Raw genomic sequence first — 12,896 nt, 5'->3', positions numbered from 1 at the left:
CCGCGCCCCAGGGGTGCGGCTTGCGGGCTCCCAGCCTCGCGCCGTTCAATCCGCCGCCCAGTTGCCCGTGCCGGCATCGAATGGCAGGCCCAGCCCCTGGCAAAATTGCCGCGCATCCTTCGCGAAAATCTCGCGTTCCTGGTAATTCTTGGCCAGGCTCATGCACTCGCAGTCGCGCGTCGAGCCATCCGCCAGCCTCAGCCGCAAACCGGTCGGGGTGTCGCCGCGATAGAAAAACTGGCCGCCCGCCACTTCGCTCAGGCTCACCGCCTGCACCGAAAGCCGCTTCCGCCAGTAAATCCGCTCGCCGTCGCTCCAGATCGCCAAGCGCGACTCATGCTTGGCCCGCACCGCCTCCCAAATGCCGAGCAATCCCAATGCCAGCCCGCACCCGCCCAGGATTTGCGCCCAGGTATCCATGGCCAGCGCCAGCCAGCCTCCTCCAAACAGGAATATCCAGCCCATTTTCGTCATTTGACTGCGTATCAAAATGCCATGTCTCACCAGCACCTTAGCCTTGCCTCTCGCGCGTAAATCACCAAACAATAATGCCAAACACATAACAGTGCCACAAGCAGACGCACCCTTACGCTTAGCCGCGCCAGCCAAGATCGCCGCGGCACCGGCAATGCTACAATCCAGCCATGACTTATCTTTTCGAGCCGATAGGCGTGATCCGCTCGCCGTATCGGGAAAAATTCGGCATCCCGCGCCAGCCCTCGCTGGTCAACGCCGCGCGGGTGACGCTGGAATTGCTGCCGCCCTACAACCAGCCTGACGCGGTGCGCGGCCTGTCCGAGTTTTCGCACGTCTGGATCAGCTTCGTCTTCCATCAGACCATGGACCGCGGCTGGCAGCCGCTGGTGCGCCCTCCCCGCCTGGGCGGCAACGCCAAGGTGGGCGTGTTCGCCAGCCGCTCCACCCACCGCCCCAATCCGCTGGGCCTGTCGCTGGTGGAGCTCAAGGGCGTGAACACCGTCAACGGCGTGACGCTGGAACTGGCCGGCGCGGACTTGCTGGACGGCACCCCGGTGGTCGACATCAAGCCCTATATCCCCTTTGTCGAATCCCGCCCCGAAGCGGTGGGCGGTTTTGTGGACGGCCCGCCGCCTCAACTGCGGGTAGAATGGAGCGATGCCGCCCTCGCGCAATTGCGGCAGCCCGATCTTCCGCCCGGCTTCGCGCTGCTGGTGGAGCAAGTGCTGGCGCAAGATCCGCGTCCCGCTTACCAGGACGACCCCGAGCGCGTCTATGGCGTGTCGCTGCATTGCTACAATGTCAAATTCAAAATCGGCGGCGATTGCGCCACCGTTCTTGAAATTTTGCAATAAAACCAAAACTTAATTGCGTCTACCCGGTCCTATCCGGGCAACTCAAACCACTCAGGAAAAAATAGTCATGACCACTCGCGCGAAGACGACGATTCTCGCCTTCACCATGGTTTCCGTGTTGGCTACCCCGTTCGCCGAGGCCGCGCGCCTCGGCAAGAGCAAGAGCGCTGGCATGCAGCGCTCCGCTCCCACCCGTACTTACCAGCCGAGCACGCCGGCGCAACCGATGGCGGCTCCGCAGCCGCGCAGCGGCGCGGCGGTGCCTCCGGCGCAAGCCCCGGCCCAGCAAGGCAGCGGCATGGGCAAGGCCCTGGCCGCCGGCGCGGCCGGCGCGGTAGCCGGCGCCGCCATCGGCTATATGGCCGGCTCCTCCAACAGCGAAAAGGCGCAGCAACCGGCTCAAGGCCAGCAGCAACCCGCCCAGGCCGCGCAGCAAGAACCCGCCCAACAGGCTCAGGTTCAGCAAAACGCGCCTGCGCAGCATGAAAAAGGCGGCATGCCCTGGGGCACGCTGCTGATGCTGGGTCTGGCCCTGGCCGCCGGCCTGTACTTCTTCCGCCGCAAGGCAGGCACGCCGGGCATGGCAGCGCCTCGCGCCGCCAGCATGCCGGCGATGGGCAATAACAACGCCAACTTCGACGCCATCCCCAAGATCGGCTCCGGCCTGAACAACGGCGGCGCGGCCGGCGGCTTCGGCGCGCCCGCCCAGCCGGCGGCGGCCCGTCTGCCGGACGGCACCGAAACGCCGAACTTCCTGCGTCAAGCCAAAGCCACCTTCCTGCACCTGCAAAGCCTGAACTCGCCGGACAGCCTGGAAGAAGTGCGCAAGTACATGACGCCGGATCTGTTCGAAGCGCTGCGCGAAGACATCGCCTCCAACACCGGCGTGGCCGACTTCTCGCAACTGGATTGCCAGCTGTCCGACGCCACCATTGAAAACGGCGCCTACATCGCCAGCGTGGTGTTCAGCGGCAATGTCAGCGAAGAAGTCAACGCGCCGGCCGTGCCGTTCCGCGAAACCTGGCACTACGTGAAAGACGGCACCACCGGCGGCAAGTGGCTGGTGGCGGGCATCCAGCAGGACTGATGCGCCGGACGCGAATGACACAGCGTTAACAGACGTTGACAACGGGCCTACGGGCCCGTTTTTCATTTTCCGCCCCGCTTGCACTAAACTGGAATGCCGATTGCTTTGGCAGCGGACAAGGGCCTCAAGAGCCCGATTCTGGACACTGGAGGCAAGCCCATGACCGCTTTCGAGCACGCCGGCCTGAAAATCGGCAGCCACTTTCAGCCCATCTATAGCCTGGCGCACCGACGCACCATAGGCGTGGAGGCATTGCTGCGGGCCGAGCAGGGCGATGTCGCGCTCAGCCCATCCGAAGCCTTTTACACCGTGGTGTCGCCCGAGCAGCGCCATCAGCTGGATCTGGCCGTCAGCCAGGCCCACATCCACCGCTTCCTGCAATTGCAATCGGACAAGCCGCGCTGGCTGTTCCTCAATATCGACGCCGCTTCGCTGTCGCGCCCGGAACGGGTGATGGCGCTGATCAACACCATACGCCAGGCCGGCCTGGAGCCGCACAAGGTGGTGCTGGAGGTGCTTGAGCATGTGCTGGAGGTGGACGAGGCGCTGATCGAAGGCGTCAATGTGCTGAAGAACAACGGCTTCATGATCGCCATCGACGATTTCGGCGTCGGCCATTCCAACCTGGAGCGCGTCTGCCAGCTGGAGCCCAGCCTGGTGAAATTCGACCGCCAGCTGCTGCGCAACGCCATCACCCAGCCGCGCAGCCGCAATCTGCTGTCGCGCCTGGTCAGGCTGATGCACGAGATTGGTGCATTGGTGGTGGTGGAAGGCACGGAAACCGAGCGCGACGTGCTGATCGCCATGGACTCCGGCTGCGATTTGATCCAGGGCTTTTTCATCGCCCATCCCCATCCGCACCCGGACGGCGACGAGTTGATTACCCCGAAACTGGACGAGCGCTGGGACGAATTGATGGCGCATGCGCTGCTCAAGCGCAAGCTGACCCGCCGCCAGATCGAACTGGCGCGGCAATGCTTTGTGCAAAGCGCCATTTCGCTGATGCAGGGCACGCCTTTCGACTTGGCCGCGCGCCCCATGCTGTCGCTGCCGGATGTGATCCGCTGCTTTCTGCTGGACAGCGAAGGCCGGCAGATCGGCCGCAATCTCAACAGCCGCCAGTCGCCCAGCGCGCTGGACCCGCGCTACGCGCCGCTGGCCGACACCACCGGCGCGGTGTGGTCGCGCCGCAGCTATTTCCAGCACGCGGTAGACCAACCCGGCGTGCTGTACATGAGCGAGCCTTATCTATCGATGACCGACCCGCGCTCCTGCGTGACGATGTCGATGGCGATAGAGATAGATGAATGCATGCACGTGCTGTGCGCCGACTTGCTGGTGCCGAAAACCGACGCGTCCTGAGCGCTACTCCAGCGCCCCGCCGGCATCGCGCCAGCCCTCGAAGCCGCCGGACAAGCGCCGGGCGCGCATGCCGCGCGCGCGCAGCAAGGCCACGGCATTGACCGACAGCACGCAATACGGCCCGCGGCAGTAGGCGATCACCTCCGTGCCGGCCGGCAGCTCGGCCAGACGGCGCTCCAGCTCGTCCAGCGGGATGTTGCGCGCGCCCGGCAGATGCCCCTCGGCATATTCTTCCTCCGGCCGCACATCCAGCAAGGCGGCCTCGCCTTGCGCTAAGCGCTGCAGCAGCTCTGCGGCGGACAAGGACTCCAGCCCCGGCGCCGCCTCGCCTTTCAGCAAGGCCCCCAGCCGCGATCGCTGGTGCGCGGCGCAGCACTCCAGCGCCGCCAACATGTCCGCCACCTGCGGCGCGTCCAGCCGGTACAGCATCTGCTTGCCCTCGCGCCGCGAGGCCGCCAGTCCGCCGCGCTTGAGCTGCTGCAAATGCTGAGACGCATTCGCCACAGACAAACCGCAGCGAACCGCCAGCGGCTCGACCGCCCTCTCCCCCTCCGCCAAGGCCTGCAGCAGCAGCAAACGGTGGGTATTGCCCAAGGCGCGGGCCAGTTCGGCCATTGCGGCCAGGTTCTCAATCGGCATAGGTTCCATTGACATTATGCTAGCAATACTCAATCATTCAATCAATTCGTTGAATGATTGAGTATTGGAGAAACCATGGATCAAACAAGCACTCTGTTTTTGCTGCAATCTCTCTTTATCGGCATCGGCGCCACGCTGGTGATGGATGCCTGGGCCTGGCTGTTGCGGCGCTTCGGCGTTCCCTCGCTGGATTACGCCCTGGTAGGCCGCTGGCTAGGCCATTTCCGCCATGGCCGCTTCCGCCATCCGGCCATAGGCAAGGCCGCCCCCATGCCCGGCGAGCAAGCCCTGGGCTGGACCGCCCACTACGCCATCGGCGCGCTGTTTGCCGCCCTGCTGCTGGCCCTGGCCGGGCCGGAATGGCTGCGCGCGCCTACGCTGCCGCCTGCGCTGCTGCTAGGCCTGGCCAGCGTGGCCGCGCCCTTCCTGTTGCTGCAACCAGCCTTCGGCGCCGGCGTCGCCGCCCGCAAAACCCCGCAGCCGGTCCGGGCGCGATTGCGCAGCCTGTCGGCGCATGCCTCTTTCGGAGTGGGTTTGTATCTGAGCGCCCTGGCGCTGGCTCAGTTGCAATGAAAAAGGGCGGCCTGGGCCGCCCTTCTCTCGCCCGCCCGCCTTATTTGGCCGGCGCGACTTCCGAGATGAACTCGTACAAGGTCACCACTTTTTGCACGCCGGCGGTTTCGCTGACGATGCGTGTAGCCGCATCGCCTTCCGCCTGCGTCACCAGGCCCAGCATGTAGGCCACGCCGCCCTCGGTCACCACCTTCACGTCGTTCGGGTTGAAGCCCTTGCCTTGCAACAGGCGCGCGCGCGTCTTGCTGGTGATCCAGGTGTCGTTGCTGCGATCGGAGAAGCCGGAAGCCGGCGCCACTGTCAGATAATTGAACACGCGGCGCACATTGGGAATGCCGCGCACAATCAGCTCGGCCTTCTGCTTGGCCTCTTCGCTCGGCACCTGGCCGGTCAACAGCACCGCGCGGTTGAAGCTGGTGCGGTTGACATGGGACGAAGGCAACTGGCTGGCGATCTGCTCGCCCGATTTCAACTCAATGCCCTGGTCATCCACATAAGCGCCGCTGGTGCGGCGATCCGACGCCACCAGCGCGCCGCCGGCCGCGCCGGCTGCCACCAGGCCCACGCAGCCGCTCAGGCTGCTGGCCAAACCCGCGGCCAACAGCGCCGCAGTCATCAATCTCTTCATCATTCCCCTCCGAGGAGCATGCAATCAATGGCGTCGCACAGCGCGTGGATCAGCAGGATATGGGTTTCCTGAATCCGGCAGGTGCGCAGCGACGGCACGTTCAAGTGGATATCTTCCGGCGACAAAATTTCTGTGATTTTGCCGCCGTCGTTGCCGGTGAGCGCGATCACGCCCATGCCGCGCTCATGCGCGGCGTAGATGGCCTCGATCACATTGGCGGAATTGCCGGAAGTGGAGATCGCCAGCAACAGGTCGTTGGTATGGCCCAGCGCCCGCACTTGCTTGGAGAACACCATGTCGAAATCGTAATCGTTGCCGATGGCGGTCAGCGACGAGCCATCGGTCGCCAGCGACATCGCCGCCAGGCCCGGACGCTCTTTCTCGAAGCGCCCCAGCATCTCCGCGGCGAAGTGCTGGGCATCGGCGGCCGAACCGCCATTGCCGCAAGCGAGAATTTTGCCTTCATTCATCAGGCAGGCCACCATGCGTTCCGCAGCCACCGCCACGCCGGGCGACAACAGCTCCATCGCCTCCTGCTTGACGGCGATGCTTTCCAGAAAATGGCCGTTGACGCGGTCAATCAAATCCATTGGGGAATCCCCTCTACTCACAATTACTGCGTAAAAACATTCTTCAACCACTGCGGCCGGGCATCGCCGACGCTCACCACCGCGTCGAAGCGGCAAGGCGCGTCTATGCCCTTGCCAGCTAGATAGACCTCGGCCGCCAGCAGCAGTTTCCTTTGTTTGGATGCTGTGATGCTGTCGGCGGCGCTGCCAAAGCGGCTGCCGCCGCGATGGCGCACCTCGATGAACACCCAATAAGCCCCGTCGCGCATGATCAGATCGATCTCGCCGCCGCGGCAATGCCAGTTGCGCGCCACCAGTTTGAGGCCGGCGGCCTCCAGCAGCGCCAGCGCCCGGTCCTCGGCGTCGCGGCCGGCCTGATTCATTGCAGCGCGTTGCCGCCCATCACGCCGGCCGGCAACTGGCGGTCGAACACGCGGTCGCGGCCCAGCCGCAAATCGCCGGTCACGCCGTCCAGCCTCAAGCCGGCATTGGCGCGCGCGCCGGCCAGCTGCACCGCCAGCCGGTAGGCGTCGATGCCCAGCGCGTACAGCCGCTCGGTTTGCGTCGTCAGCGCCGCCGCCGGTCTGGGATAGCGTCTCACCGCCGGGTGGTCCGGCATCAGGAACCAAGGCATATCGACAAAGCGGATGCCGGCGAGTTCAGGCTGATTGCCGCCCGCATTCAGCTGCGAGGTGCCGTATACCGCCATATCCGGCGTCAGCGCCGCCTTCAGCTTGGCCGCCTGCGCGGCATCCAGCGCCAAGGCCAGCGAATCCGCCTGGCCGCTGGCTTGCAGCGCCGCCAGCAAATTGGCCGGATCCAGGGCCAGCGTATTGACCGGCTTGCCGGTCAGCGCCTTCCATTGCGCGGAATACGCCGCCGCCAGCCGTTGCGACAAGGCGTCGCCGCCCACGATCAGCAAGGGATTGGTCCGGCCGTCGTCGCGCATCAGTTGCGCCAGCTGGCGCGCCTCGCCCTCGACGATCAAGGACAGCGAATAGAGTTTGGGATTGGGCGCCACTTCGCGGCCAATCGAATTCAGCGCCAGCGTGGGCACCGTCACCGACGGCGCCAGCTGGGCGATGGAGCCGCGCGACAACGGGCCGATCACCACATTGACGCCCTCCGCCACCGCCTCGCGGTAACGGTCCACCACGTTGTCGCTGGTGGCGTCCACATTGACGAGCTCGGCATTCTGATCCACCTGCGCCGCCGCCTCGATGCCATTGCGCACCACCGCCGCCGCCTCGCCCAGCGCCGAGGATTCGGCCGGCAAAATCACGCCGATGCGCACTTTGCCGCGCGCGGGAGCGGGTTTGGCAACTGGCGCGCTGGCCTGCGGCGCGGCGCTCATCGGCGCGGAACGGGGCGCGGAAGCCGGGGCCGCGCGGGGAGCCTGCGCGGGCTGGGTCAGCGATCGAACCGGCGCGCTGTTGCTCTGGATGATATAGTCTGGGGTTTGCGCCTGTGCCGGCGTCAGCCACGCCAGCGCCGCGCCGATCAACAACAGCGGAGTCAGTCTTTGCATACTTCGTTCGCCCATCTGCTTGATGCCGCCAGGGATAGTTTCTGTAGCGGCACATTATATGTGGTGGCCACGCCCATTGGAAATTTGTCCGACATCAGCGCCCGCGCCCTGGCCGTTTTCGAGGCCGCCGATGTCGTTTGCGCCGAGGATACACGCGTCACCGGCCAGTTGCTATCCGCATACGGCATCCGCGCCAAACGCCTGGTAAGCCTGCGCGAGCACAACGAACGCGCCATGTCCGAACAGGTGGTGCGCTGGCTGGCCGAAGGCCAGATCGTGGCCCAAGTGTCCGATGCCGGCACCCCGGCAGTGTCCGACCCCGGCGCGCGCCTGGTGGAAGCCGTGCGCGCCGCCGGCCACCCGGTGCGCCCCTTGCCCGGCGCCAGCGCCGTCATCGCCGCGCTGTCCGCCAGCGGCTTTACCGCGCCCACCTTTTTGTTTCACGGATTCTTGCCGCCCAAGAGCGGCGAGCGCCGCAAAACGCTGCAGCAATGGCTGTCGGCGCCGCACCTCACCATCTGCTACGAGGCGCCGCACCGCATCGTGGACGCGCTGGAAGACATCGTGGCCGAGCTGGGCGGCGAACGCCGGGTGATGATAGCCCGCGAGCTGACCAAAACCTTTGAAACCTTCCACACCCTGCCGGCGGCGGAGCTGCTGGAGTGGGTGAAGGCCGATTCCAACCAGCAGCGCGGCGAAATCGCGCTGATCCTGGACGCGGCCCCCGCAGTGGAGGCCGACGACGACGCCCCGCCGGCCGAAGCGTTGCGCGTGCTGCAAATCCTGGCCGCCGAACTGCCCACCAAGCAGGCAGCCACGCTGGCGGCCCAGATCAGCGGCGCCAATCGCAAGCAGCTGTATGACCATGCAATAAAAATGAAAAAAGAGTGAGGCCCACCCATTTACAAGCGCCGCGCGCGGCGCTATGATGCTCTCTCTCACAGCAATGTGAAGCCCGGATGGCGAAATTGGTAGACGCAGGGGATTCAAAATCCCCCGCCGCAAGGTGTGTCGGTTCGAGTCCGACTCTGGGCACCAGCGACCTCTCCGAGAGAGTCCGAGAAGTACCAGGAAACCCGCACAGCACAAGGCTTTGCGGGTTTTTTGTTGTCCATTTTGATCCGGACTCGTCCAGCCAGATCCAGCATTTTTGTGTATAGATCCGTGTATAGATGCCAACGCAGGGCTAAAATCTATACACACCCTCCTCAGAGGCCCGCAGCTCAAGGCTGCGCGCCCATCGCCACCAAGAGCGAATCTATACACAGGAATCTATGCACATGGCCCTGACCGACCTTGCCATCCGGCAAGCCAAGCCCCAAGACAAGCCCTACCAACTCGCCGACGGCGAAAGCCTCTATCTCGAAGTGTCGCCATCCGGGGGCAAGCTCTGGCGCTTCCGTTTCCGCTTTCAAGGCAAGGCCGGCATCCTGGCCCTGGGCAAGTACCCTGCTGTCGGCTTGAGCGATGCACGCCAGAAAGCCCACGAGGCGCGAGTACAGCTCGCCCAAGGCATCAATCCCAGCCAGGCCAAGAAAGAAGCCAAGGTTGTCGCCCAGATCGCGGCAACTAACGCTTTCGAACTGGTGGCCCGAGAATGGCATGAGAAGCAGCTCGACCGCTGGACGCCTGATCATGCGCGGCGAGTGATGGACTCGCTGGAGATAGACGCCTTCCCCGACCTGGGCAAGCTACCCGTACCCGATCTGACCGCCCCGCTCATCCTGAACACCATCTTAAAAATCGAAAAACGCGGCGCAGTCGAAACTGCGCAACGGGTTTTGCAGCGCATCAGTGCCATCATCCGCTTTGCCATCCAAACCGGCAGGGCCACGGACAACCCAGCAGTCAACCTTGTAGGGGCGATACGCGCCAAGAAGGTGGAGCATCGCCCGGCGCTGCCACGCGGCGAGCTGCGCGAGTTCTACCGCCGCCTGGCAGCCGAACCTCTCTACATCCCGACACGCATTGCCATGCATCTACTGATGCTGACCTTCGTTCGCCCTGGCGAACTACGCGCCGCGCGCTGGGAAGAGTTTGATGAAGAGCGCGCCGAATGGCGCATCCCGGCCGAGCGCATGAAGATGCGCGAGCCTCACCTTGTACCGCTATCGCGCCAAGCGCTGGAGCTGCTGAAAGAACTGCGACCGCTGACCGGCAAAAGCGCCCTGCTCTTCCCAGCCGTGACAGACCTCAAGAAGCCAATGTCCGAGAACACGCTGGGCTATGCCATGGGCCGCATGGGCTACAAAGGCACTGCGACACCGCACGGCTTCCGCGCTTTGGCTTCGACTGTTCTTAACGAAGAAGGCTTCGATCCAGATATCATAGAGAAGCAGCTCGCACACGCAGAGCGCAACAAAGTACGTGCCGCTTACCATCGCGCTGAATACTTGGAAGATCGCAGGAAAATTATGCAATGGTGGGCTGATTTTCTAACCAAACACAGCTGCTGATAGACCATCTATTCAAAGGAAATAATATGTTTAGTTTTGCGTATAAAGAAGACCTGGAAAAACTTGAACAAAGCACAAAGTCAGAAATAAATCAAATCAAAGAAATAATAGAAAAAAAAACGACCCACTTACAAGAAGAGATAAATAGGAAAATTACTGACTCTGAGGAAGAAGCAAGAAAATATGCTGAATCTGCAAAATCACACGAAAACAATGCTGCCTCTCTAACCTCAAAAATTGAGGAGCACACAAACAAGATTGAAGAAATACGGAATTCATCCGAGGAAATAAAGAACAAGTTACTTGAAGAACAGAACTATGTAACTGATAGTATCGATGAATTAAAAAAGAAAATTGATAGCACAAATGAGCTATATAGCGAGCTTATCAACTCGCGGAACTTTATTACGGAATCACTCGATAAAATACAATCCGACACAAAAGAGGCTTTGTTGCATAAATAGGCTTCGGCATGCAAAGCCCCTTTCCCCGGACGGATTTATGGCATGCGCACCGTCATCGGCGTCCCGAGCCGCGTGAAGCGGTTCAAGATCGCCGCTCGCACTTGGAGCTCTGCGACTTGACGGTCGAAGTCCCTTGCCATTACCCGCTCGCCCAGCAGCTTGAAACAGCGCATCTTGGTTTCCACCAGGCTGCGGCGATGGTAACCGCTCCATTTCCTCCAGATCGCTCGACCCAGGAGCCGGGTAGCACGCAGTATCTCGTTTCGGACATGGGCGCCCAACCGATTTTCCTTCCACGGCTTGGCATTCTTTCGGGTAGGAATCACCGCCTCGGCTTTTCGCTTGGCAATCGCTTCATGGCAGCCTTTGGTGTCGTAGGCACCATCGCCACTTACTGCAGCAATCCTTTCCCCCGCGGAAATCTGGTCCAGCAACTCCGGCAACATTGGCGCATCGCCCACCGCGTTGTCGGTCACTTCAATCGCCCGGATTTCCAGCGTCTGCGCATCAATGCCCAAATGCACCTTGCGCCACTGACGGCGGTACTCCGCGCCGTGTTTCTTCGTTTTCCATTCGCCTTCACCCAGCATCTTGATGCCGGTGCTGTCGATCAACAGGTGCAGCCCGGTCGTGGTTGGACGGCAAGGAATGGCCACCTGCAAATGCTTTTGCCGCCGGCACACGGTGCTGTAGTCCGGCGTCAGCCAGTCCAGCCCCGCCAGTTTGAGCAGGCTTTGCACCATACCCACGGCCTGTCGGAGCGCAAGATTGAACAGGCATTTGATCGTCAGGCAGAACTGAATGGCGGCATCGCTGAAAGTCGGTGTCCGTCCACGTTTGCCGACTGCAGAGCCATGCCAGCGCATGTCACGGTCCAACCAGATCATCAGCGACCCACGCGCCTTGAGCGCAGCATTGTAGGTCTTCCAGTTGGTGGTCTTGTACTTGGGCGGGGCGGGCTTGCTCATGCCGTCATTCTACCCCGCCTGCTGGGAGGGTGATTTGTGCAACAAAGCCCACAAAAGATATAAATCAATATCTTGAGGAAAGTCAAGAACTACCAGAACAGGTCGATAAAACCAAATCACTAGTAGAACAGAGCCAAAAATATTTAGAAAATATAAATGAACTTTTGAATCATGCAATCAAGAAAAAATCTGAAATAGATGACCTCCACCGAAAGATATATGGCACAGACATCACCAAAGAAGATGGAAGTTCCGAACATACTGATGGACTAAAAGACCAATTAGAAATTAGTTATAAAAGAGTATCTGAGGGCATCAAGAATCTTGACGAATCCCTTGCCAGTGCAACAGCTCAACAACTGGCCAAATATGAGGAACAACAATCAAACCAAAAGATTGAATTCGAAAATCTCATAAAAACATCAAACGACACAATAAAATCAACACAAGAGCAACTCAAAGCACTTATGCCTGGAGCAATGGCAGCTGGATTAAGTGCAGCATATGAAAGCAAAAAAGAAGAAGAAACAAAAACATTAAATAGATTCGAAGAAAGTTTTAAGAAATCGATAATGGGACTAGTAGCCATATCGACTATTCCATTCGCCGTAGACATATATTTACTAGGCTGGAAGGGCCATGAATTGATTAATGTTATCAAAGACACCCCAAGCCTAATTATCTCTATACTACCAATTTACTTTCCAGTTCTATGGTTAGCATACTCATCCAACAAGAAAATCAACCTATCAAAGCGATTAATCGAAGAATACACACATAAATCTGTTCTCGGGAAAACGTTCTCTGGCCTATCAAATCAAATCGAAAGTTTGCCTCACGAAGGAAAAATAAAAGAAGATCTCAGAACAAAGCTATTATTTAGCGTTCTTCAGGTCAGTGCAGAAAACCCAGGCAAACTAATAACTGACTATCAAAAATCAGACCACCCGCTCATGGAGGCTCTTGAGAAAAGTGCAAAACTTTCCGACGCAGTTGATGCACTTGGCAAGATCCCTGGCTTTAATGCACTTGCAAAGAAAATAAGTGAAAAAGGAGAAGAACTCCTAAGCAACCAGACAAAAAAAGTAGAGGAAGGACTCAAAATCAATGAGGACCTTGAAGAAAAGGAAATCATCGATAATAACGATTCAGGCACTGAAAAGGTCAAATAAGTCTTTTACCCCCAGCGCGCGCTATCGAAGCCCCGCCTCACCCCCGCGCTTCATGTGCCGCTAATCATGCACCTGCATGAGCCCGCGCCAGGCCCGCACCGTATGGCCTGGCGCGCTGT

General features: G+C 60.6%; 15 protein-coding genes and 1 tRNA gene. 9 read left to right on the top strand and 7 right to left on the bottom strand.

Features of this window, described 5'->3' with window-relative positions; translation table 11 throughout:
* Positions 1–45 precede the first annotated feature (45 nt).
* Positions 46–474 (bottom strand): hypothetical protein, encoded by a 429-nt coding sequence (locus NKT35_RS09800; RefSeq protein ID WP_254300862.1) that lies wholly within the window; start codon positions 472–474, stop codon positions 46–48.
* A 170-nt stretch (positions 475–644) separates the two neighbouring features.
* On the opposite strand from NKT35_RS09800, the gene tsaA reads away from it, so the two are divergent.
* The 3 genes from tsaA to NKT35_RS09785 all read left to right on the top strand — a co-directional run bounded on the left by tsaA (position 645) and on the right by NKT35_RS09785 (position 3,780).
* Positions 645–1,331: a tRNA (N6-threonylcarbamoyladenosine(37)-N6)-methyltransferase TrmO gene (gene tsaA / locus NKT35_RS09795; protein WP_254300860.1), complete on the top strand. Its 687-nt coding sequence runs from the start codon at positions 645–647 to the stop codon at positions 1,329–1,331.
* Between the two features lie 67 nt (positions 1,332–1,398).
* The gene (locus NKT35_RS09790; protein WP_254300859.1) at positions 1,399–2,418 is read left to right on the top strand and encodes a Tim44 domain-containing protein; all 1,020 of its coding nucleotides are present in this window, start codon (positions 1,399–1,401) and stop codon (positions 2,416–2,418) included.
* Positions 2,419–2,577: 159 nt separating this feature from the next.
* Entirely contained in the window at positions 2,578–3,780 is a 1,203-nt protein-coding gene (locus tag NKT35_RS09785; RefSeq protein ID WP_254300858.1) for a sensor domain-containing phosphodiesterase, read from the top strand.
* A 3-nt stretch (positions 3,781–3,783) separates the two neighbouring features.
* On the opposite strand, the gene NKT35_RS09780 is transcribed toward NKT35_RS09785, so the two are convergent.
* The gene (locus tag NKT35_RS09780; RefSeq protein WP_254300857.1) at positions 3,784–4,419 is read right to left on the bottom strand and encodes an ArsR/SmtB family transcription factor; all 636 of its coding nucleotides are present in this window, start codon (positions 4,417–4,419) and stop codon (positions 3,784–3,786) included.
* A 75-nt stretch (positions 4,420–4,494) separates the two neighbouring features.
* Between NKT35_RS09780 and NKT35_RS09775 the strand changes: the two genes are divergently transcribed.
* Positions 4,495–4,992: a DUF2938 domain-containing protein gene (locus NKT35_RS09775; RefSeq protein WP_254300856.1), complete on the top strand. Its 498-nt coding sequence runs from the start codon at positions 4,495–4,497 to the stop codon at positions 4,990–4,992.
* A 40-nt stretch (positions 4,993–5,032) separates the two neighbouring features.
* Here the strand turns inward: NKT35_RS09775 and NKT35_RS09770 are convergent, their stop codons facing one another.
* Genes NKT35_RS09770 through NKT35_RS09755 form a run of 4 tightly spaced genes read right to left on the bottom strand, consistent with a single transcriptional unit; the run spans position 5,033 to position 7,717 of the window.
* Positions 5,033–5,623: a BON domain-containing protein gene (locus tag NKT35_RS09770; protein WP_254300855.1), complete on the bottom strand. Its 591-nt coding sequence runs from the start codon at positions 5,621–5,623 to the stop codon at positions 5,033–5,035.
* Positions 5,620–6,210, bottom strand: coding sequence for a phosphoheptose isomerase (locus NKT35_RS09765; protein WP_254300854.1), 591 nt, complete (start codon positions 6,208–6,210; stop codon positions 5,620–5,622). Before NKT35_RS09765 ends, NKT35_RS09770 begins: the two co-directional genes overlap by 4 nt.
* A gap of 23 nt (positions 6,211–6,233) precedes the next feature.
* Positions 6,234–6,572 (bottom strand): YraN family protein, encoded by a 339-nt coding sequence (locus NKT35_RS09760; protein ID WP_254300852.1) that lies wholly within the window; start codon positions 6,570–6,572, stop codon positions 6,234–6,236.
* Positions 6,569–7,717, bottom strand: coding sequence for a penicillin-binding protein activator (locus tag NKT35_RS09755; RefSeq protein ID WP_254300850.1), 1,149 nt, complete (start codon positions 7,715–7,717; stop codon positions 6,569–6,571). The genes NKT35_RS09760 and NKT35_RS09755 overlap by 4 nt, the downstream gene beginning before the upstream one ends.
* On the opposite strand from NKT35_RS09755, the gene rsmI reads away from it, so the two are divergent.
* The 4 genes from rsmI (at position 7,712) to NKT35_RS09735 (ending at position 10,637) form a co-directional block, all read left to right on the top strand.
* Entirely contained in the window at positions 7,712–8,608 is an 897-nt protein-coding gene (gene rsmI / locus NKT35_RS09750) for a 16S rRNA (cytidine(1402)-2'-O)-methyltransferase (protein ID WP_505190913.1), read from the top strand. The two genes, NKT35_RS09755 and rsmI, sit on opposite strands and share 6 nt — an antisense overlap.
* Positions 8,609–8,670: 62 nt before the next feature.
* Positions 8,671–8,755 (top strand) — tRNA-Leu (locus NKT35_RS09745).
* Between the two features lie 242 nt (positions 8,756–8,997).
* Entirely contained in the window at positions 8,998–10,173 is a 1,176-nt protein-coding gene (locus NKT35_RS09740) for a tyrosine-type recombinase/integrase (protein WP_254300848.1), read from the top strand.
* Positions 10,174–10,199: 26 nt separating this feature from the next.
* On the top strand, positions 10,200–10,637 hold the full coding sequence (locus NKT35_RS09735; RefSeq protein WP_254300846.1) for a hypothetical protein: 438 nt from the start codon (positions 10,200–10,202) through the stop codon (positions 10,635–10,637).
* Between the two features lie 35 nt (positions 10,638–10,672).
* Here NKT35_RS09735 and NKT35_RS09730 read toward each other — a convergent pair whose 3' ends face one another.
* Positions 10,673–11,605, bottom strand: coding sequence for an IS5 family transposase (locus tag NKT35_RS09730; protein ID WP_254294827.1), 933 nt, complete (start codon positions 11,603–11,605; stop codon positions 10,673–10,675).
* A gap of 29 nt (positions 11,606–11,634) precedes the next feature.
* Here NKT35_RS09730 and NKT35_RS09725 point away from each other — a divergent pair, with 29 nt between their 5' ends.
* Positions 11,635–12,777, top strand: a complete 1,143-nt coding sequence (locus NKT35_RS09725) for a hypothetical protein (protein WP_254300844.1) — start codon at positions 11,635–11,637, stop codon at positions 12,775–12,777.
* The last annotated feature ends 119 nt before the right edge of the window (positions 12,778–12,896 follow it).

This window comes from Chromobacterium sp. IIBBL 290-4 (genome assembly GCF_024207115.1).
Classification (GTDB): domain Bacteria; phylum Pseudomonadota; class Gammaproteobacteria; order Burkholderiales; family Chromobacteriaceae; genus Chromobacterium.
Note: the sequence above shows the minus strand (reverse complement) of the source record. Positions and strands in the feature narration are given on the sequence as shown.